At 64.9% G+C, this 19,897-nt stretch carries 17 protein-coding genes; 13 read left to right on the forward strand and 4 right to left on the reverse strand.

Going from position 1 to position 19,897, the window contains the following annotated elements; translation table 11 throughout:
- Window positions 1-24 precede the first annotated feature (24 nt).
- Window positions 25-1,179, reverse strand: coding sequence for a dihydrodipicolinate synthase family protein (locus LB535_RS02725; protein WP_224631064.1), 1,155 nt, complete (start codon window positions 1,177-1,179; stop codon window positions 25-27).
- 240 nt (window positions 1,180-1,419) lie between these two features.
- Between LB535_RS02725 and LB535_RS02730 the strand changes: the two genes are divergently transcribed.
- From LB535_RS02730 to LB535_RS02790, 13 genes are all read left to right on the forward strand, one after another.
- Window positions 1,420-2,463, forward strand: a complete 1,044-nt coding sequence (locus LB535_RS02730; protein ID WP_224631188.1) for a LacI family DNA-binding transcriptional regulator — start codon at window positions 1,420-1,422, stop codon at window positions 2,461-2,463.
- A complete protein-coding gene (locus tag LB535_RS02735) occupies window positions 2,460-3,476 on the forward strand; it encodes a Gfo/Idh/MocA family protein (protein ID WP_224631065.1) in 1,017 nt (338 codons plus the stop codon). The genes LB535_RS02730 and LB535_RS02735 overlap by 4 nt, the downstream gene beginning before the upstream one ends.
- The gene (locus LB535_RS02740; protein WP_224631066.1) at window positions 3,473-5,074 is read left to right on the forward strand and encodes an acyl CoA:acetate/3-ketoacid CoA transferase; all 1,602 of its coding nucleotides are present in this window, start codon (window positions 3,473-3,475) and stop codon (window positions 5,072-5,074) included. Before LB535_RS02735 ends, LB535_RS02740 begins: the two co-directional genes overlap by 4 nt.
- Window positions 5,067-5,840: an enoyl-CoA hydratase/isomerase family protein gene (locus LB535_RS02745; protein ID WP_224631067.1), complete on the forward strand. Its 774-nt coding sequence runs from the start codon at window positions 5,067-5,069 to the stop codon at window positions 5,838-5,840. Before LB535_RS02740 ends, LB535_RS02745 begins: the two co-directional genes overlap by 8 nt.
- A 10-nt stretch (window positions 5,841-5,850) precedes the next feature.
- Window positions 5,851-7,362 carry an aldehyde dehydrogenase family protein gene (locus tag LB535_RS02750; RefSeq protein WP_224631189.1) on the forward strand — a complete coding sequence of 504 codons (1,512 nt, stop codon included), beginning with the start codon at window positions 5,851-5,853 and terminating at the stop codon, window positions 7,360-7,362.
- Between the two features lie 58 nt (window positions 7,363-7,420).
- Window positions 7,421-8,674 (forward strand): ABC transporter substrate-binding protein, encoded by a 1,254-nt coding sequence (locus LB535_RS02755; protein ID WP_224631068.1) that lies wholly within the window; start codon window positions 7,421-7,423, stop codon window positions 8,672-8,674.
- A 123-nt stretch (window positions 8,675-8,797) separates the two neighbouring features.
- Window positions 8,798-9,757 (forward strand): carbohydrate ABC transporter permease, encoded by a 960-nt coding sequence (locus LB535_RS02760; RefSeq protein WP_224603331.1) that lies wholly within the window; start codon window positions 8,798-8,800, stop codon window positions 9,755-9,757.
- Window positions 9,754-10,698 (forward strand): carbohydrate ABC transporter permease, encoded by a 945-nt coding sequence (locus tag LB535_RS02765; RefSeq protein ID WP_224631069.1) that lies wholly within the window; start codon window positions 9,754-9,756, stop codon window positions 10,696-10,698. Before LB535_RS02760 ends, LB535_RS02765 begins: the two co-directional genes overlap by 4 nt.
- A gap of 21 nt (window positions 10,699-10,719) precedes the next feature.
- Window positions 10,720-11,835, forward strand: a complete 1,116-nt coding sequence (locus LB535_RS02770) for an ABC transporter ATP-binding protein (protein ID WP_224631070.1) — start codon at window positions 10,720-10,722, stop codon at window positions 11,833-11,835.
- Between the two features lie 6 nt (window positions 11,836-11,841).
- Window positions 11,842-13,344 carry an FAD-dependent oxidoreductase gene (locus LB535_RS02775; RefSeq protein WP_224631071.1) on the forward strand — a complete coding sequence of 501 codons (1,503 nt, stop codon included), beginning with the start codon at window positions 11,842-11,844 and terminating at the stop codon, window positions 13,342-13,344.
- A 208-nt stretch (window positions 13,345-13,552) separates the two neighbouring features.
- The gene (locus LB535_RS02780; RefSeq protein WP_224631072.1) at window positions 13,553-14,314 is read left to right on the forward strand and encodes a 3-ketoacyl-ACP reductase; all 762 of its coding nucleotides are present in this window, start codon (window positions 13,553-13,555) and stop codon (window positions 14,312-14,314) included.
- A 6-nt stretch (window positions 14,315-14,320) separates the two neighbouring features.
- Complete coding sequence (locus LB535_RS02785) at window positions 14,321-15,949, forward strand: GMC family oxidoreductase (RefSeq protein ID WP_224631073.1); 1,629 nt, start codon at window positions 14,321-14,323, stop codon at window positions 15,947-15,949.
- A gap of 21 nt (window positions 15,950-15,970) precedes the next feature.
- Window positions 15,971-16,276, forward strand: coding sequence for a Dabb family protein (locus tag LB535_RS02790; protein ID WP_224631074.1), 306 nt, complete (start codon window positions 15,971-15,973; stop codon window positions 16,274-16,276).
- Window positions 16,277-16,384: 108 nt separating this feature from the next.
- On the opposite strand, the gene LB535_RS02795 is transcribed toward LB535_RS02790, so the two are convergent.
- From LB535_RS02795 to LB535_RS02805, 3 genes are all read right to left on the reverse strand, one after another.
- Window positions 16,385-17,230 carry an EamA family transporter gene (locus LB535_RS02795; protein ID WP_224631075.1) on the reverse strand — a complete coding sequence of 282 codons (846 nt, stop codon included), beginning with the start codon at window positions 17,228-17,230 and terminating at the stop codon, window positions 16,385-16,387.
- Window positions 17,231-17,237: 7 nt separating this feature from the next.
- On the reverse strand, window positions 17,238-18,155 hold the full coding sequence (locus LB535_RS02800; protein ID WP_224631076.1) for an endonuclease/exonuclease/phosphatase family protein: 918 nt from the start codon (window positions 18,153-18,155) through the stop codon (window positions 17,238-17,240).
- Between the two features lie 108 nt (window positions 18,156-18,263).
- On the reverse strand, window positions 18,264-19,817 hold the full coding sequence (locus LB535_RS02805) for a cation:proton antiporter (protein ID WP_224524086.1): 1,554 nt from the start codon (window positions 19,815-19,817) through the stop codon (window positions 18,264-18,266).
- Between the last annotated feature and the right edge of the window lie 80 nt (window positions 19,818-19,897).

A 19,897-nucleotide genomic window follows, 5' to 3' on the forward strand; every position in this document is an offset into this window, starting at 1 on the left:
GCAAATCCCCGCACGGGGACCGGCTTAAACGCCCGCGACCGCCAGCAGGGTCCTCATCCTGGCGATGGCAAGATCGGGGTCGGCCAGCAGCCCGGCCTGGTCGGAGAGCCGGAAGACATCCGCGTAGTGGCATATGCCGCGCGCCGATTGCATGCCGCCCACCATCGTGAAGTGGTCCTGATGCCCGTTCAGCCAGGCCATGAAGACGATGCCGGCCTTGTAGTATTCGGTCGGCGCCTCGAAGATTTTTCGCGACAGCGGCACGGTCGGTGCCATCAGCGCGTCATAGCCGGCCTTGTCACCTTCCGCCAGCTTCGCCAGCGCGGCATTTGCCACCGGCGCGATGGCGTCGAAGATGCCGAGCAGCGCGTGCGAGTGTCTCCTGCCATCGCCGGCGATCAGTTCGGGATAGTTGAAATCGTCGCCGGTGAACATCACCACCCCTTCGGGCAGCCTATCGCGCAGCCGCACTTCCTTCTCCGCGTCGAGCAGCGATATCTTAATGCCTTCGACCTTGCCCGCATGCCGCTCGATGATGGCGACGACCGTGTCGAGCGCCGCGTCGAAATCGTTGCTGCCCCAATAGCCCTTGAGTGCCGGATCGAACATGTCGCCCAGCCAGTGCAGGATGACCTTGCCCGATGCCTGGGACAGCATGCGCTCATAAACGCGGGCATAATCGTCCGGCCCTTTGGCCACCGCCGCCAGCGCGCGGCTCGCCATCATGATTGCCTTGCCGCCCTCGCCTTCGATGAAGGCGAATTGCTCTTCATAGGCGCCGATGACGTCGTCGAGCGTCTTGGCCGCCGCCGGCGCCAGGTGATCGGTCCCCGCCCCCGAGGCGAGGTCGGCGCCCGGCACAGTTTTGGCTTCCGCGATCGAGCGGCGGATCAGCTCCTTCGCGTTCGCCCAGTCGAAACCCATCCCGCGCTGAGACGTGTCCATGGCTTCGGCGATGCGAAAGCCGAGCCGCCACAGATGATGGCGGAACGCCATCGTCCTGTCCCAGTCGACCGCCGGCCGCGACCACGGATCGGTCATGGCGATGGGATCGGCAACGACATGGGCGGCGGCATAGGCGATGCGCGAAAAGCGTGCGCCCTCGATCGGTTCGACCGGTTTGCCGACAAGCCGGTAGCTGACGCGCTCGCCGTTTGCCGCAGGCAAGGTGATGTCCATGGAACTCTCCCGTGCGGTCGCTATAAATGGAACGTTCCAATAAATCAAGAACCTTTATGATTCACGACATCCAAGCCGGAAGACATTGTGTCTCCTTTGGGATAGCCCTTGCATTCGTTGACGTTCTGAACTGCTCCAATCAATTTTTCGAATCTCAGCTGAATCGTGATTGACTCGGATTTGGATCGGTGATTAGAACGTTCCAACAGATTTTCTCGAAACTTGGAGAACATGACGAGGATGGCCAGCCGGGCCAAGGCGACGATCCTGGACATCGCTCGCGAGGCCGGCGTGTCCAAATCGACGGTGTCGCTCGTGCTGCAGGGCAGCGGGTTGATCCGGCCTGAAACCGCGGTCAAGGTACGCAAGGCGATCGAGGATGTCGGCTATGTCTACAACCGCGGCGCCGCCAATCTGCGGAAAGCCCATTCCAATGTCATCGGCATGGTGATCAACGATCTCACCAACCCCTTTTTCGCCGAGTTGGCGGTCGGCATGGAGCGCGTCTTCCAGGCGGCGGGCGTCGTCCCCTTCATCGCCAACACGGCGGAGAACCCGGTACGTCAGGAAGAGGTGCTGAAGTCGCTGATGGAACAGGGCGTCGCCGGCCTGATCGTCTCGCCAGCGCGCGGCACCACGCCCGGCACCTTCCGCCGCATAGAGACGGCCGGCGTCCCGATCGTCTTCACCATGCGCAGGCTGCCGGACAGCCGCATTCCGGTGATCGCGCCGGACAATCATCGCGGCGCGGTGCTTGCCGCCGAACATCTGATCCGCAAGGGCCATCGCCGCCTGGCCTTCTTCGGCGGTTCATCCGATCTCGTTGTTTATCAGGAGCGCCTGGGAGGCTTCCTCGAAGCCTGCGAAACGCTCGGCATCCCAGCTTCCGACCGGCTGATCGTCGAGGGCGAGACGAGCCGCAAGGGCGGCATGGCCTGCCTGGAGACGGCGCTTGCCGTGCCGCAGCCACCGACCGCAGCGCTGTGCTTCAACGATGCGGTAGCCTTCGGCGTCATGCTGGCATTGCGCAAACGCGGTCTCGAGGCGGGCGCAGACTTTGCCGTCGTCGGCTTCGACGACGTCGCCGAGGCCGAGCACTACAGCCCGGCGCTGACCAGCGTCGCCGTCGACACCGCGGGCCTCGGCGAGCGCGCGGCGCACGTCATGCTGAAGATGATCCAGTCGCGCACCACGCGCGCCGAGAACCATATCGGTGCCGTCAGCCTGGTCGTGCGGGAAAGCAGCGGCCCGGACCGCAACAGCCAAGTGGGAGACGCGGCGTGAGCGTGCGATGGGGACTGATCGGCGCCAGCACGATCGCCAGACAGTTCATGATCGATGCCATCCGCGCGCAGGCCGACGGCGAGGTCGCCGCCGTGATGAGTTCCAGCCCGGAACGGGCCGAGACCTATGCGAGGGAAAACGGCATCGCACGCGCCGTCTCGTCTCTCGACGCGCTGCTCAACTCGGACATCGACGCGGTCTACATCTCGACCACCAACGAATTGCATCTCGAGCAGGGACTTGCCGCGATCAAGGCCGGCAAGCATGTGCTGTGCGAGAAACCGCTGGCGCTGACCAGCGCCGATGCGCGTGAGATGGTTGTCGCCGCCAAAGCTGCCGGCATCGTCTTCGCCACCAACCACCATTTGCGCAATGCCGGCGCCCACCGCGCCATGCGCGAGGCGATTGCCGCCGGCCGCATCGGCAAGCCGATCGCGGCGCGCGTCTTTCATTCCGTCTATCTGCCGGAAAACCTGCAGGGTTGGCGCATAACCAAGCCCGAAGCCGGCGGCGGCGTTGTGCTCGACATCACTGTGCATGATGCCGACACGCTGCGCTTCGTGCTGGACGACGACCCCGTCGAGATTTCGGCCTTCACGCAAGCCGCCGGCATGGCCGGCGTCGGACTGGAGGATGGCGCCATGTGCATCTGGCGCTTCAAGTCTGGCGTCATAGCGCAGTCGCATGAGGGCTTCACCACGAAGTTCGCCGGAACCGGCTTCGAGGTGCATGGCTCGGAAGGCTCGCTGATCGCCACCGATGTTATGACGCAGAAGCCGGTAGGTTCTGTGCTGCTGCGGACCGCGAATGGCGAGGAAGAGCTGAGCTTCGACCGCGAGGATCTCTACACCCGCTCGCTGCGCCACTTCCATGCCGCGATCCGCGGCGAAGGCCGGCCTGCCGCCACCGGTGAGGACGGCGTCTGGTCGCTGGCGTCGGCCGAAGCAGCACTGCAATCGTCGAACACCGGCAAGGCCGTCGCCATCGACCCGCAACTTGGGGGCATCGCGTGAGCAAGCTCGTCTCGGCGGCTTATGCCGCCAGCCTGATCAAGGATGGCATGGTCGTCTCGGTGTCGTCGTCGAGCGGCCTCGGCTGCCCCGACGCCGTGCTTGCCGCGATCGGCGAGCGTTTCGACGCGGAAGGCCATCCGCAGGCGATCACCACGCTGCACCCGATCGCCGCCGGCGACATGTACGGCATCAAGGGCATCGACCATCTCGCCAAGCCGGGCCTGCTCAAGCGCACGCTCTGCGGCTCCTATCCGTCCGGCCCCTCCTCTGCCGAGCCGCCGCAGATCTGGAAGATGATCGGCGACAATTCGATCGCCGCCTACAACGTGCCATCCGGCATCCTGTTCGACATGCATCGCGAGGCCGCCGCCAAACGTCCCGGCGTGCTGACCAAGGTCGGCCTCGACACATTTGCCGATCCGCGCCACCAGGGTTGCGCCATGAACGCCGCGGCCAGCGAGCCGATCGTCTCGGTTGAGCAGTTCGACGGCGAGGAATGGCTCTATTTCCGCGCCATCGTGCCCAACGTCTCGATCATCCGCGCCACCACGGCCGACGAGCGCGGCAACCTCACCTACGAGCATGAGGGCGCCTATCTCGGCGGGCTGGAGCAGGCGCTGGCCGCCCGCAACAATGGCGGCATCGTCATTGCGCAGGTCAAGCGCGTCGTCGAGAACGGCACCCTGAAGCCGCACGACGTGCGGGTGCCCGGCGTGCTGGTCGACCATATCGTTGTGGCGCCCGACCAGTTGCAGACGACGCAGACGCCTTACGACCCGGCGATCTCGGGCGAGATCTTCCGGCCGCTGTCGACCTTCCGCACGCCGGAGATGAACATCCAGAAGGTCATCGCGCGGCGCGTCGCCATGGAATTGCGCGACGGCATGGCCGTCAACATCGGCTTCGGCATCTCGGCCAATGTGCCGCGCATCCTTCTCGAGGAAGGCCAGCACGGCAAGGTCACCTGGGTGATCGAGCAGGGCGCGGTCGGCGGCGTGCCGCTGCTCGACTTCAAGTTCGGCTGCGCCTCCAACGCCGAGGCGATCATGCCCTCGCCGCACCAGTTCATCTATTTCCAGGCCGGCGGCTTCGACGCCTCGCTGCTGTCCTTCCTGCAGATCGACCGCCACGGCTCGGTCAACGTCTCGAAGCTCTCGGCGCGGCCGCATGTGACCGCCGGCGCCGGCGGCTTCGTCGACATCACCGCGCGGGCGAAGAAGATCGTCTTTTCCGGCTTCTTCAATGCCGGCGCGAAACTCTCGCTGACGGATGGCGCCATCCGCATCGACCAGGAAGGCAAGATCAAGAAGGTGGTCGCGGAGGTCGAGCACATCTCCTTCTCCGGCAAGCGGGCGGTCACCCAAGGGCAGGACATCACCTATGTCACCGAGCGCTGCGTGATGAAGCTGACGCCGGACGGGCTGATGGTGACGGAACTGGCGCCCGGCATCGACCTCGAACGCGATGTGCTGGCGCAGGCCGAGATCCCGCTCGCTGTGGCGAACGACCTCAAGGTCACGCCTGCGGCGCTCTATCAGGACCGGCCGATCGGCCTGTCGCTCAATGGCGGCGCTTCGCTCGGAGGCGCGCATGGCTGAGCTTGTCACCTTCGAGCGGGACGACGCCATAGGCATCGTCACGCTGCGCCGGCCGGAAAAGTTCAATGCCCTCGATATCCCGATGCTGCGCGCGCTCGAGACGGCGCTCGACGAAGCGGAACTGGCCGAGGGCGTTCGCGCCGTGCTCATCCGCGGCGAAGGCAAGGGCTTCTGCGCCGGCGGCGACGTCGAGGCCTGGGGTGCCATGAGCGCCGCCGACTTCCAGGTGCAATGGGTGCGCTACGGCCACCGCGTCTTCGACCGGCTGGCGCGGCTCAGGCAGCCGACCATCGCCGTGCTCTCCGGTCATGCGCTGGGCGGCGGGCTGGAACTGGCGGCGGCCTGCGATTTCCGCGTCGCCGAAATGCAGGTCAAGCTCGGCTTCCCCGAAACCTCGATCGGCGTCGTTCCCGGTTGGTCGGGCACGCAGCGCGCGGTGCGCCGCTTCGGCGCACAGATCGTGCGCCGGATGGCGATCGGCGGCGAGATTTTCCTGGCACCCGACGCGCTTGCGCACGGTGTCGTCGACCGACTGGTCGAAACAGGCGAGGCTTTCGACGAAGCCAAAGCCTGGGCCGAAAAGATCGCCGAGCGCGGTCCGCTTGCGACGGAGGCCGCGAAGCTGATGATCGGCATTGCCGAGGGCGAGGAAGACGCCGCCGCGACCGAGGCGCTGGCCAGCGGCTTCATCGCGCTCACCGCCGACCTCAAAGCCGGCGTCGGTGCCTTCAAGGCCAAGCAGAAGCCGGCCTTTTCGAGATCCTAGAGAAGACATGATGAACGCACCGCTCAACATTGCCATGCCGGCCGAGGCGTCTGAGGCGCCGAAGGCCTACAAGCTGCTGATCGACGGCAGGCATGTCGATGCCTGCGACGGCCGCAGCATAGAGCGCGCCAGCCCAGGCCACGGCTTCGTCGTGTCCCGTTATGCGCAAGCGGGCGCGGCGGAAGTCGAGGCGGCGGTGCAGGCCGCGCACAAGGCTTTCGAGACCGGTCCGTGGCCGCGCATGAAGGCATCGGAACGTGCGGCGGTTCTGCTGAAGGCTGCCGACCTGATCGAGGCGCGGCTGGAGCAGATCGCGCGGCTCGACGCGCTGGAATCCGGCAAGCCGATCGCCCAGGCGCGCGCAGAGATCGGCGGCGCGATTGACATCTGGCGTTACGCCGCCTCGCTTGCCCGCACGCTGCATGGCGAAAGCTACGCCAATCTCGGCGATACTATGCTGGGCGTCGTGCTGCGCGAGCCGATCGGCGTCGTCTCGATCATCACCCCGTGGAATTTCCCTTTCCTGATCGTCAGCCAAAAGCTGCCTTTCGCGCTCGCCGCCGGCTGCACGGCGGTGGTGAAGCCGAGCGAGATGACGTCCGCTTCCACTTTCGTGCTCGGCGACATCCTGCTCGAGGCCGGGCTGCCGGCTGGCGTCGTCAACATTCTCGCAGGCTACGGCGCCGATGTCGGCGCGCCGATGGTCAGGCATCCGCTGGTCGAGATGGTCTCCTTCACCGGCTCGACCCGTGTCGGCAAGACAACCATGGCAGCCGCTTCCGATACCTTGAAGAAGGTCTCGATGGAACTCGGCGGCAAGAACGGCCAGATCGTCTTCCCCGACGCCGACCTCGAGGCCGCTGCGGATGCCGCGGTGTTCGGCGGCTTCTTCAACGCCGGCGAATGCTGCAATGCCGGCAGCCGCCTGATCGTGCATGAGGTGATCGCCGACGACTTCCTCAACGCGGTCAAGGCGCTGTGCCAGAAGGTCCGCGTCGGCGATCCGCTCGACGACCGCACCAAGGTCGGCGCGATGATCTCGGCCGACCATATGGAAAAGGTAGCCGGCTATGTGACAGCGGCGAAAACCGACGGCGGCAGCGTTTTCGCCGGTGGCGCGCGGCTTCCATCCAATGCCGGCCAATATCTCGATCCGACCATTATCCGTGACGTCACGGAGGATATGGCGATCGCGCGCGAGGAAGTGTTCGGACCGGTGCTGTCCGTGCTCACTTTTGAAACGATTGAAGAGGCATTGCGCATTGCCAACAACACGCCCTATGGTCTGTCTGCAGGGGTGTGGAGCGCCGGTATCGACACGTGCATGTCGGTGGCGCGCGGCGTGCGTTCGGGGACGGTTTGGGTGAATACGTTCATGGAAGGTTATCCCGAACTGCCCTTCGGCGGCTACAAGCAGTCCGGTCTGGGACGCGAACTCGGCAAACGCGCCGTCGAGGATTATACCGAGGAAAAGACTATCCAGTTTCATCGCGGCCAGCGCACCGGATGGTGGGTCGGCTGAGTTGGGAGACCCCGGCGGACACCCGCCGGTTCTGTGAATGCAACAAGGGAGGTAGTACATGTTGCGCAAACTGCTTATCGGAACGGCTCTTGCGACGAGCTTTGCGTTCTCGGCGCACGCCGCGGACGTCAAAGAAGTGCAGATGCTGCATTGGTGGACGTCGGGCGGCGAAGCGGCTGCTCTGAACGTGCTGAAGCAGGATCTGGCCAAGGAAGGCTATGCCTGGAAGGACGTGCCGGTGGCCGGCGGCGGCGGCGACGCCGCCATGACCGCGCTGAAGGCGATGGTCGCGGCCGGCAACTATCCGACCGCATCGCAGATGCTCGGCTACACCGTGCTCGACTATGCCGCCGCCGGCGTCATGGGCGACCTCACCGAGACCGCCAAGAAGGAAGGCTGGGACAAGTCGGTTCCGGCCGCCCTGCAGAAGTTCTCCGTCTATGACGGCAAGTGGGTCGCGGCCCCGGTCAACGTCCACTCCGTCAACTGGCTGTGGATCAACAAGGCGGTGATGGACAAGATCGGCGGCACCGAGCCGAAGACCTTCGACGATTTCGTGGCGTTGCTCGACAAGGCCAAGGCCGCGGGCGTCACCCCGCTGGCGCTCGGCGGGCAGAACTGGCAGGAAGCGACCATGTTCGATTCCGTCGTGCTGTCGACCGGCGGACCGGAGTTCTACAAGAAGGCGATGAACGACCTCGATGAGGAGTCGCTCAAGTCCGACACGATGAAGAAGTCGTTCGACAACCTCGCCAAGCTCGTCAAATATGTCGACCCTAACTTCTCGGGCCGCGACTGGAATCTCGCCACCGCCATGGTCATCAAGGGCGATGCGCTGGTCCAGGTCATGGGCGACTGGGCCAAGGGCGAGTTCCACGCCGCCAACAAGACCCCGGGCACCGACTTCCTGTGCTACCGCTTCCCGGGCACCGACGGCTCGGTGATCTATAACTCCGACATGTTCGGCATGTTCAACGTGCCGGAGGACCGCAAGGCCGCTCAGGTGGCACTCGCCACCGCCACTTTGTCGAAGAGCTTCCAGTCGGCTTTCAACGTCGTGAAGGGTTCGGTCCCGGCCCGTACCGACGTGCCTGATACCGACTTCGATGCTTGCGGCAAGAAGGGCATCGCCGACCTGAAGAAGGCCAATGAGGGCGGCACGTTGTTCGGCTCGCTGGCGCAGGGCTACGGCGCCCCGCCGGCCGTCGCGAACGCCTACAAGGATGTCGTGTCGAAGTTCGTCCACGGTCAGATCAAGACCTCCGACGAAGCCGTGACCGAGCTGGTCAAGGCGATCGACGACGCCAAGTAAGCCGTTGCTTGAACTCGGATCTCCCCCGCTTCGGCGGGGGAGGTCTCCCGTCGACAAGTGCGGGAAAGACCCTGGCGCGTTTCGCGCCGGGCAGTTTCCGACCAACCGGTACTGGACGAGCCTATGAGCACAGTTGCCGAAACCCGGATCAAGCTGACACCGGAGCATGACGCCCGTCCTGGCGCGTCGGTCCGGTCGCGGCTGCAGGATCTGCTGCCGAAGATCGTTTTGGCGCCGAGTTTCGCTGCGACGATCGTCTTCGTCTATGGCTTCATCCTGTGGACGATCTATCTGTCCTTCACCAATTCCAAGACATTCCCGTCCTATGCCGTCACCGGAGCCCGCGCCTATCAGCGGCTGTGGCGCTGGACCTTCGAGAGCGACCCGCCGTCGAGCTGGTACACCTCGATCACCAATATGGGCATATTCGGCTTCCTCTACATCCTGATCTGCCTGGCGCTCGGCCTGTTCCTGGCCATCCTGCTCGACCAGAAGATCCGCGGCGAAGGCGTGCTCAGGCCGATCTACCTCTACCCGATGGCGCTCTCCTTCATCGTCACCGGCGTCGCCTGGAAATGGTTCCTCGATCCCGGCCTCGGGCTGGAACAGACGCTGCATCAGTGGGGCTGGACGAGCTTTCATTTCGACTGGATCAAGAACAAGGATTTCGTCATCTACACCGTGGTGATCGCCGGCGTCTGGCAGGCGTCCGGCTTCGTCATGGCGATGTTCCTGGCCGGCCTGCGCGGCATCGACGGCGAGATCATGAAGGCCGCGCAGATCGACGGCGCTTCCACCTTCCAGCTCTATCGCCGCATCGTCATTCCGCTGCTCAGGCCCGTCTTCCTGTCGGCCTTCATCGTGCTCGCGCATCTCGCCATCAAGTCCTATGACCTGGTCGTGGCGCTGACCAGCGGCGGCCCAGGCGGCTCGGCCTGGCTGCCGTCCAACTTCATGTATGAGTTCACCTTCAAGCGCAACGAGATGGCGGTCGGCTCGGCCAGCGCGGTGATCATGCTGATGACCATCACCGCCATCATCGTTCCGTATCTCTATTCCGAGCTCAGGGAGAAGTCGCGATGAGCGCCGTCGCTTCACCCGCCCGCCAGGCCGCAAGCGGCGCCCGAGCCAGGACGCTCAACCGCATCGTCATCTACGGGCTGCTTGGGCTGTTCGCGATCTTCTATCTGATGCCGCTCTTCGTCATGCTGGTCACCTCGTTCAAGACCATGGACGAGATCCAGAACGGCAACATGCTGTCGCTGCCGCATGCGCCGACTTTCGCGCCATGGATAAAGGCGTGGAGCGAAGTCTGCTCGGGCCTGACCTGCGTCGGCATGAAGGGCTATTTCTGGAACTCCATCAAAATGGTCGTGCCGGCGGTGCTGATCTCGACGCTGCTCGGCGCACTCAACGGCTATGTGCTGACCAAATGGCGCTTCCGCGGCCACACGCTGGTCTTTGCCATGATGCTGTTCGCCTGCTTCATCCCGTTCCAGTCGGTGCTGTTGCCGATGGCGACGATCCTCGGCAGCCTCGGCCGCTTTGGTGTCACCTTGCAGAACGCCACGGGGTTCAACTTCGGTCTCGGCAATTCCACCGTGAACCTGGTCTTCGTCCATGTGGTCTACGGCCTCGGCTTCACCACGCTGTTCTTCCGCAATTATTACGAAGCCTTCCCCACCGAGTTGGTGAAGGCGGCACAGGTCGACGGCGCCTCCTTCTTCCAGATATTTCGGCGCATCATGCTGCCCAATTCGCTGCCGATCATCGTTGTGACGGTGATCTACCAGTTCACCAACATCTGGAACGACTTCCTGTTCGCCTCCGCCTATGCCGGCTCCGGCGATGTGATGCCGATGACGGTGGCGCTGAACAACGTCGTCAACACCTCGACCGGCGTCGTCGAATACAACGTCAACATGGCTGCGGCGATGATTGCCGCGCTCCCCACCCTGATCGTCTATGTCGTCGCCGGCCGCTATTTCGTGCGCGGGCTGATGGCGGGCGCGGTCAAGGGCTGACCACATTCGGAAGGAACGACCATGGCTTTTCTGGAAATTGATGGGCTGAAGAAGCGCTTCGGGAATGTCGAGATCCTGAAGGGCATCGATGTCGAGCTCGAAAAGGGCGGCTTCCTGGTGCTCGTCGGCCCTTCCGGCTGCGGCAAGTCTACGCTGCTCAACACGATTGCCGGCCTGGAGCAGATCACCGAGGGCGAGATCCGCGTCGACGGCCGCGCGATCAACGACCTGCATCCTTCGAAGCGCGACATCGCCATGGTGTTCCAGAGCTACGCGCTCTACCCGAATATGACGGTTGCCGGCAACATCGCCTTCGGCATGGAGATGCGCGGCGTACCGGCGGCGGAACGCCAGGCGGCGATCGACAAGGTGGCGAAGATCCTGCAGATCGGCCATCTCCTCAACCGCAAGCCCAGCCAGCTTTCCGGCGGTCAGCGGCAGCGCGTCGCCATGGGCCGGGCGCTGGTGCGCGACCCGAAACTCTTCCTATTCGACGAGCCGCTCTCCAATCTCGACGCCAAGCTGCGCGTCGACATGCGCATCGAGATCAAGCGCCTGCACGCCACGACCGGCACGACCATCGTCTATGTCACGCATGACCAGATCGAGGCGATGACGCTGGCGACCAAGATCGCCGTCATGCGCGACGGCGAGGTGCAGCAATTCGGCACGCCGGCCGAAATCTACAACAACCCGACCAACATCTTCGTCGCCGACTTCATGGGCTCGCCGGCGATGAACCTGATCCCGGCCAGGATCGACGGCAATGGCAGCGGGCTGTCGGTGGTGCTGGACCGCGAGGCGCGCCAGCCGATAGTGCTGCCGATGTCCGGCGCGCCCTCCGGCCTTGCGGCCTTCAAGGACAAGCCGGTGATCTTCGGCGTGCGCCCCGAAGCGCTGACCGACCCGGAAGGTGCGGAGCGCAACGCTTCGAACATCGCCACGGCCGACTGCCATATCGAAGTGGTGGAGCCGGCGGGATCGGACACTTTCGCCGTCACCAATCTGGGCGGCAAAGGCGTGGTGGCGCGGCTGAGAGCTGATGCGAATATCCAGCCCGGCACCAGCACGCCCTTGGCCTTCAACCTCAGCAAGGCGGTGTTCTTCGACCCGGCGACCGAGAAGCGCATTCTTTAAAAAGCTATGGCAAACCCGGATATCGTCATCATCGGCTCCGGCATCGGCGGCGCCACGATCGCCTCCGGCTTGGCCGGCAGCGGCGCCTCGATCCTGATCCTGGAGCGCGGCGAGCCGCTGCCCGCAACGCCGCATGCGCGCTCGACGCGCTCCATCTTCATCGACGAGCACTACCGGCCGAAGGAGATGTGGCGCGAGGCTGGCGGCGCTGCCTTCAACCCGGGCAACTACTACTATGTCGGCGGCAATTCGAAGTTCTTCGGCGCGGTCCTGATCCGTTATCGCAAGGAGGATTTTTCCGAGCTCGAGCATTTCGGCGGCGTCTCGCCGGCCTGGCCGTTTTCCTATGACGAATTCGAGCCATGGTATTCGAAGGCCGAGCAGCTTTTTCGCGTGCGCGGCACGCTGGGCGAAGACCCGACCGAGCCGTTCCATTCGATCCCCTATGCCTTCAAGCCGGTGCCGGACGAGCCACCGATCGCGCGCGCCCGCGCCGAGCTGAAGAGCCTTGGACTGCACCCCGCTTCGCTGCCGCTGGGCGTCGACATCGAGACCTGGCTGAAGGACGGCAGGACGGGCTGGGACGCCTTCCCCAACACCGGCCAAGGCAAGATCGACGCCCAGACCGGACCGCTGGCGGCAGCGCTTACAGACAAGAACATCCGCCTCGAGACCGGCGCGCATGTCGACTGGCTCGAAACCACGCCGGACGGCAGGTCGATCGCCGCCATCCACTACACCCAGAACGGCGCGCACAAGACGCTGTCGCCGAAGCTCGTCATCCTGTCCGCCGGCGCGATCAATTCGGCCGCCATCCTGCTGCGCTCGCCCTCCGCTGCCGGCAACGGCCTCGCCAACAGCTCCGACCAGGTCGGGCGCAATTTCATGAATCACAATTCGAGCGCGATGCTGGCGATCGACCTGCGCCGCCGCAACGATAGCGTCTACCAGAAGACGCTGATGCTCAACGACTATTATCTGTCGGACGGCAAGGGCGGCAAGCCGCTCGGCAATGTGCAGCTGCTCGGCAAGATCGACGGCAACATGCTGAAGGCCAATGTGAAGAAGATGCCGAAATTCGTGCTCGACTTCATGGCCGGCCACGCCGTCGACTGGTATCTGATGTGCGAGGACCTGCCCGATCCCGAAAGCCGCATCATGGTCGATGGCAAGGAGATCATCATGCAGTGGCGGCGCTCCAACATGCAGTCGCTGGATGGCCTGACCAAGGTCATGCGCGAGAACCTTCGCGCCTGCGGCTATCCGATCGTGCTGTCGCGGCCCTTCGACAAGCGCACGCCGTCGCACCAATGCGGCACCGTGAAGATGGGCAACGACCCCGCAACATCGCCGCTCGACCCCTTCTGCCGTGCCTGGGACCATCCAAACCTGTTCGTCGTCGACGGCGGCTTCCTGCCGACATCGGCCGCCGTCAACCCGGCGCTGTCGATCGCCGCGCAGGCGCTGCGGGTTGCCGACTATCTCCGCAGGACGGAGCTTTCTTCATGATAGGCCAGCGCCGCCCCTCATCCGCCTGCCGGCACCTTCTCCCCGTAAACGGGGAGAAGAAGGCTGGCCGCAACGCCGGCACCCATTCTGCAACGCTTGCGACTGGCGAAGCCGGCGACAAAGGCTTCCTTCTCCCCGTCACCATACGGGGAGAAGTGCCCGGCAGGGCGATGAGGGGCGGCGCTGGCATCCAAAAGGCCAGTCTCCAATGACCCGCCCCGCGGCCATTGTCACCGGCGGCGCGCGCGGCATCGGCCTCGCCTGCGCAGAGGCCCTGGCGGATGCCGGCTTCGACGTCCTTGTCGCCGACCTTGCCGAGAAGCCCGCCAAGGGCCTTGCCGAGAACATCGGCGCACGCGGCGTGAAATTCGCCTACGCTCAATGCGATATCGCCGACCTCGCCCGCCATTCGAAACTGATCGAAGCAGCCACGGACGCCTTCGCCCGCATCGATTGCCTGGTCAACAACGCCGGCGTCGGCGCCGTGGTGCGCGGCGATCTGTTGGAGCTGAAGCCGGAGAATTTCGACCGCGCTCTGGATATCAACCTGCGCGGTACAGTGTTCCTCAGCCAGGCCGTCGCCAAGGTCATGCTTGCGGCACCCGCAAACGCCGTCCGATCGATCATCACCATCACCTCGGTGAGCGCCGCCATGGCTTCGCCGGAACGTGCCGACTACTGCATCTCCAAGGCCGGGCTTTCGATGTGGGTGAAGAACCTGGCGTTGCGGCTCGCACCCGAAAATATCGGCGTGTTCGAGGTCCGGCCGGGCATCATCCGAACCGATATGACGGCGGGCGTCTCCGCCAAATATGACGCGCTGATCGAGGGTGGGCTGGTGCCGGCAAAACGCTGGGGCGAGGCAGGCGATATCGGCACTGTCGTGGCCGCGCTTGCCTCCGGAAAGTTCACCTTTTCGACCGGATCGGTCATCGATGTCGACGGCGCGCTCTCCGTGCCACGCTTGTGAGGAACCATGGCTGACTACATCATCGTCGGCGCCGGTCCGGCCGGCTGCGTTCTCGCCAACCGGCTGAGCGAGGATCCGTCCAATTCCGTCCTGCTTCTGGAGGCCGGCGGCAAGGACTGGCATCCGCTGATCCACATGCCGGCGGGCTTTGCCAAGATGACCAAGGGCATCGCCTCCTGGGGCTGGTCGACAGTGCCGCAGAGGCACATGAAGGACCGCGTCTTCTGGTACACGCAGGCCAAGGTGGTCGGCGGCGGCTCATCGATCAACGCCCAGATCTACACGCGCGGCAATGCCCGCGACTATGATGCCTGGGAGAAGGAAGAGGGACTGGCCGGCTGGGGCTATCGGGATGTGCTGCCCTATTTCAAGCGCGCCGAGAACAACCAGCGCTTCGCCAACGACTATCACGGCGACCAGGGTCCGCTTGGCGTCTCCAACCCGATCTCGCCGCTGCCGATCTGCGAGGCCTATTTTCGCGCCGGGCAGGAAATGGGCATTCCGTTCAACCCCGACTTCAACGGCGCCAGCCAGGAAGGCGTCGGCTACTATCAGCTCACGCAGAAGGATGCGCGGCGTTCATCAGCCTCCGTGGCCTATCTGAAGCCGATCGGCACGCGCAAGAACCTGACGGTCAGGACCGACGTGCTCGTCACCCGCGTCGTCGTGGAGAAGGGCCGCGCCGTCGGCGTGGAGATCGTCGGCAAGCCGGGTGGCGAAAAGACGATCCTGCGCGCCGAACGCGAGGTGATCGTCTCGTCGGGCGCGATCGGCTCGCCCAAGCTCCTCATGCAATCGGGCATCGGCCCGGCCGATCATCTGAAGTCGGTGGGCGTCACGCCTGTGCATGACCTGCCCGGCGTTGGCTCCAACATGCAGGACCATCTCGACCTGTTCGTCATCGCCGAATGCACCGGCGACCACACCTATGACAATTACGCCAAGCTGCACCGCACGATGTGGGCCGGCTTGCAATATCTGCTGCTCAAGAAGGGCCCCGTCGCCTCGAGCCTGTTCGAGACCGGCGGCTTCTGGTACGCAGACCCGACCGCCGCCTCGCCCGACATCCAGTTCCATCTCGGCCTCGGCTCCGGCATCGAGGCCGGCGTCGAGAAGCTGAAGAATCCGGGCGTGACGCTGAACTCCGCCTTCCTGCGCCCGCGCTCGCGCGGCACGGTGCGACTGAAGAGCGCCGACCCGGCCGACCACCCGCTGATCGATCCGAACTACTGGTCCGATCCTTACGACCGCGACATGTCGATCAAGGGCCTGCGGCTGGCCCGCGAGATCATGCGGCAGAAGGCGCTGCAGCCCTATGTGCTGCGCGAGGTGCTGCCCGGCCCTGCCCTGCAAAGCGACGCGGACCTCTTCGAGTACGCTTGCCGCTCCTCCAAGACCGACCACCACCCCGTCGGCACCTGCCGCATGGGGCATGATGCGATGGCCGTGGTGACGCCGGATTTGAGGCTGCGCGGCATCGAAGGTCTCCGCGTCTGCGATGCGTCGGTGATGCCGCGCGTTCCCTCCTCCAACACCAATGCGCCGACGATCATGGTCGGGGAAAAGGGCGCCGATCTCATCCTCGGCCGCGAGCCGCTGCCGCCGGCCGTGTTCAAGGGCAACCAGGCGGCATGAGGCATCAACGATGATCCGGCATTGCGTCTTTGTCCGCTTCGCGACGACGTCCCTGAGACCGAGCGTGCGGCGATTCACGCCGATCTCGAAGCGCTGCGCACCGTTATCGACGGCATGGACAGGGTGCAGTTCAGCGCCAATGTCAGCCCGGAGCCGTTCGGGCGCGGCTTCGGCCACGGCTTCACCATCGACTTCCGCGATGCCGCCGCCCGCGACGCCTACCTCGTTCACGAGGCACATCAGCGCGCCGGCGCCCGTCTGGTCGCCGCCCTCCAAGGCGGCACCGATGGGCTGATGGTGATCGATCTGGAGGTGACGCAAATGTGACTGCTCGCCGCCTCTCGGGCGCGGTCGCCGTCTGCATCATCGTCGTCATCCGCTTCAGTCCGGAAAAGCGCGGCCAGGTAATGACCGTCCTCGGTTGAGGGTCTGTCTTCAACCCATTCTGAGCGCCGCGACGCCGGCAACGATGCCGAGCGCCGCGGCTGCGCGCCAGACGGTCATCTTCTCGCCCAGCGCCAGCACGGAGATCAGCATGGCGAACAGGATCGAGGTTTCGCGCAACGAGGCGACCGAGGCGATCGGCGCCTTGGTCATCGCCCACATCACGATCCAATAGGCCGCGCCGCTGAGAACGCCGGTGAACAACCCGGCTTTCCAGTCGCGCGCCAGCACCGGAAGCGACTGCGGCCCGCGAAAGAAGATGCACAGCACAAGCGCCCACGTCGCATCGCAGACGAACAGCCAGGCGGCGTAGCTTTGCGCGGTTGCCGCGAGCCGCGCGCCGCTGCCGTCGGAGAGTGTGTAGCTGGCGATGAAGATCGATGTGCCGAGCGCGAAGCCGACCGCGCGCAGATTGAGCTTCTCCAGATGCGCCCCGCCCCGGAACGACATGACCAGCGTGCCCGCCGACAGAAGCACGATGCCGAGGATGGCGAACGGCGCCGGGACCTCGCCGATCAGGGCGATGCCGCCGAGCGCCGAGAGCAATGGCGCGGTGCCGCGCGCCAGCGGATAGGTCTGAGCGAAATCGCCGGCCTTGTAGGCGCCGATCAAGAAAGTGCGGTAGCCCATGTGGAAGATCACCGAGGCGAAGATGTAGGGCCAAACTTCGGCCTTTGGCACCTCGACGAAGGGAAGCGCGACCAGCGCCGCAAAGCCCATGCCGAGCGTCATCAGTGTGATCGACAGGAAGCGGTCGAGATGCACCTTGACCAGCGCGTTCCAGATCGCATGCATGGCCGCCGCCGAAAGCACCGCCAGGACGACGAACAGCGTCATGCCTGCCTCACCTGCCCGCCAGGCCTGACGCGATGCCCGGCATTTCCAGATCGATATCGATCCTGAGCGGGAAATGGTCGGAAGCCACCTCGCCGATATCGGCGCTCACAGAACGCACCCGCCCGGCCAGCATGCCGCCGACGAAGCAATGATCGAGCCGTCGTTTCGCCAGCCTGCCGTCGATGACCTTTTCGTGCGTATGGAAGTCCGGCCCCTGCTCGCTGGCGACGGCTGCGGCATCGACGAAGCCGTCGATATAGGCAGCGCCGCGATGGTAGGGCGTATTGCCGACGATGCGCCGGTATTCGGCGCTGCCCGGCTCCATGTTGAAGTCGCCCAGCCAGATCGCCGCCAACGGGTTCTCCGGTTCCGGCTGGCCGTTCGACCAGTTGCGCTGCGGCTCGTCATCGACGCCACTCCAGGGGCCGCCGTCGAACGGCGCGCGGCGATGCTCGGCAAGCAGGTAGTCGATCTGCTCCAGCCGCTCTTCGGCCGCGATATGCGCCAGATGCAAGGAAAGCACCCGCACTGGCCCCGCCGGCGTGCGGATCATGCATTCCAGCGCCGCGTTGCGGGTGTTGAGCGGCCTCAGCGTGCGCCGCTGGGGCAAAGTGTGCAGCCGCGACCAGACGATCGGCAGCTTCGACAGCACCATCGTGCCGAATTGCCGCCGGCGGTTGACGACGCGGCCATCACGCTTCTCGCTGGCATCCATGTCGAAGGCGGGGCCGTAAGCCCAGTAATAGCCGGGCAGCAAGCTGGACAGGATCTCGGGCTGGTCGTCCTCGTTGCTGCGCTGCCAATGCCGCTCGACTTCCTGCAGCGCGACGATGTCGGCGCCGTCCACCAGCCTGGCGCAGCGGCTGAGATCGTAGCGCCCGTCGCTGCCGTAGCCATACTGGATATTGTAGCTGATCAGCTTCATTGATTAACCGGCTCACTTCTGGTGATCGCAGTAGCGCCCCGCCCCTTGCGTTGCAATGGACCGTCGGGGCAAGCGGAATAGTCCAGTGGAAATCGGCGAACCGGCGCTCTAATAAGTCGTCAGCGGCTGGAAGCTTCCGGCAGGCGACGCCGCAAGTTCCGACCAGTCGATCTCCTCCTCCAGCCGGTGATAGGCTTCGTCGCCGATCGTGCCGTTGCTGCGCAGTTCCTCCAGCGTGTCGCGCTGCCGCTTGATGGCGTAGAGGCGCAACCGGTCGTATTCCGTCGCGGCCTGCGCGTCGTCGGGGTTTTCGGCGATCCGCCGCTGCGCCTCGTACTGCTCGCGCACGACGGCGGCAGCCGACGAGGTCTTGCGGCTCAGCACATCGAGCGCGGCCTGCATGATGGCGACGCGCGCTTCGGCCACCTCGCGATCGATCGTCGTATCGCGCGGGAAATTGAGCCAGCGCAGCAGAACCTTCAGGCTCATGCCTTGCAGCACCAGCGTGCCGAGCACGACCGCGAAAGCGGCAAGCACGATCGGGTCACGCCCGGGAAAGCCGGCCGGCAAGGCAATGGCGGCGACCAGCGTCACCAGCCCGCGCATGCCGCACCAGCCGACAAGCGCGGCACCGGCAAATGTCGGCGCATCCTGCTTTTCTTCCTCGCTGTCGTTGCGGGCAAACCATCGGATGATCGCGACATACCCCGCCACCCAGACGAGGCGCGCCACGATGACGACGGTAAGAACCGTCGCGGCGAAGACGAATGCCTTGCCCTGCCCATCGTCGGCCAGCCGGCCGATGATCGACCGTGCCTGCAGGCCCATCAGCACGAACGCCAGCACATTGAGCACGAACACCGCCGATTCCCAGACCGAATAGGCGCTGACGCGGCGTCTGGCCGACATGCGGCGCGGCGTGGTGCGCGCGATGGTGATGGCATAGACGACGATGGTGATGATGGCGGAGAGGCCGAGCTTGTCGGCAATGATCCAGACGGCGAAGGTTCCGGCGAACTGCACCACGGTGCTGCTTGCCGCGTCCTCGATGCGTGTCAGCGTGAGCCGCGACACTCGGCCGAACAGATAACCGGCGATAACACTGCCGACCGTTGCAAGCAGGATGACGGGCACTGCGTCTTTGAGCATGAGTGTGCCGATGGCGGCTGAAACCGATATCCGGTAGATCAGCAGCGCCGTGGCATCGTTGAGCAGGCTCTCGCCCTGCAGGATGGCAGTCAGACGGTGCGGCACCTTGAACTGATTGAGCACCGCGCTTGCGGCGACTGCGTCCGGCGGCGCGACGATGGCGCCGAGCGCGATCGCCGCCGCGATCGGCAGGCCGGCCATCTTCCAGCCGACAAAGGCAACGACCACCGCGGTGAAGACGACCGCGCCAAGCGCCAGCAGGGCAAGCGACAGCCGGTAGCGCTTCAGGTCGCGCAGTGAAGTGTCATAGGCGGCATCGAGCAGCACCGGCGCGATGAACAGCGCCAGCGCCAGTTCCGGATCGATCTCGATCATCGGCGCGCCCGGCACGAAGGCAAGCCCAACGCCGGCAAGCGCCAGCAGCGACGGGTAAGGTACCTCCAGCCATCGCGATACCGCCGTCAGCGCGACGGCGATGAGCAGCAGGACAAGGGTGAGTTCGAACAGCGCCATGGCTCATCGTAGCGGCGAGGCGCGAAGCTTGTCAGTACCCTGAGACAGGATACTGTTGATTTATCCGGCAAACCCGCGCC

This window comes from Mesorhizobium sp. CA10 (genome assembly GCF_020165285.1).
In the GTDB taxonomy this organism is placed as follows: Bacteria; Pseudomonadota; Alphaproteobacteria; order Rhizobiales; family Rhizobiaceae; genus Mesorhizobium.

Excerpts from the sequence above, each read along its gene's own strand:
- LB535_RS02725 (WP_224631064.1), bottom strand. The coding sequence starts at position 1,179 with ATGGACATCACCTTGCCTGCGGCAAACGGCGAGCGCGTCAGCTACCGG.
- LB535_RS02730 (WP_224631188.1), top strand. The coding sequence starts at position 1,420 with ATGGCCAGCCGGGCCAAGGCGACGATCCTGGACATCGCTCGCGAGGCC.
- LB535_RS02745 (WP_224631067.1), top strand. The coding sequence starts at position 5,067 with ATGGCTGAGCTTGTCACCTTCGAGCGGGACGACGCCATAGGCATCGTC.
- LB535_RS02750 (WP_224631189.1), top strand. The coding sequence starts at position 5,851 with ATGAACGCACCGCTCAACATTGCCATGCCGGCCGAGGCGTCTGAGGCG.
- LB535_RS02755 (WP_224631068.1), top strand. The coding sequence starts at position 7,421 with ATGTTGCGCAAACTGCTTATCGGAACGGCTCTTGCGACGAGCTTTGCG.
- LB535_RS02760 (WP_224603331.1), top strand. The coding sequence starts at position 8,798 with ATGAGCACAGTTGCCGAAACCCGGATCAAGCTGACACCGGAGCATGAC.
- LB535_RS02765 (WP_224631069.1), top strand. The coding sequence starts at position 9,754 with ATGAGCGCCGTCGCTTCACCCGCCCGCCAGGCCGCAAGCGGCGCCCGA.
- LB535_RS02770 (WP_224631070.1), top strand. The coding sequence starts at position 10,720 with ATGGCTTTTCTGGAAATTGATGGGCTGAAGAAGCGCTTCGGGAATGTC.
- LB535_RS02775 (WP_224631071.1), top strand. The coding sequence starts at position 11,842 with ATGGCAAACCCGGATATCGTCATCATCGGCTCCGGCATCGGCGGCGCC.
- LB535_RS02780 (WP_224631072.1), top strand. The coding sequence starts at position 13,553 with ATGACCCGCCCCGCGGCCATTGTCACCGGCGGCGCGCGCGGCATCGGC.
- LB535_RS02785 (WP_224631073.1), top strand. The coding sequence starts at position 14,321 with ATGGCTGACTACATCATCGTCGGCGCCGGTCCGGCCGGCTGCGTTCTC.
- LB535_RS02795 (WP_224631075.1), bottom strand. The coding sequence starts at position 17,230 with ATGACGCTGTTCGTCGTCCTGGCGGTGCTTTCGGCGGCGGCCATGCAT.
- LB535_RS02800 (WP_224631076.1), bottom strand. The coding sequence starts at position 18,155 with ATGAAGCTGATCAGCTACAATATCCAGTATGGCTACGGCAGCGACGGG.
- LB535_RS02805 (WP_224524086.1), bottom strand. The coding sequence starts at position 19,817 with ATGGCGCTGTTCGAACTCACCCTTGTCCTGCTGCTCATCGCCGTCGCG.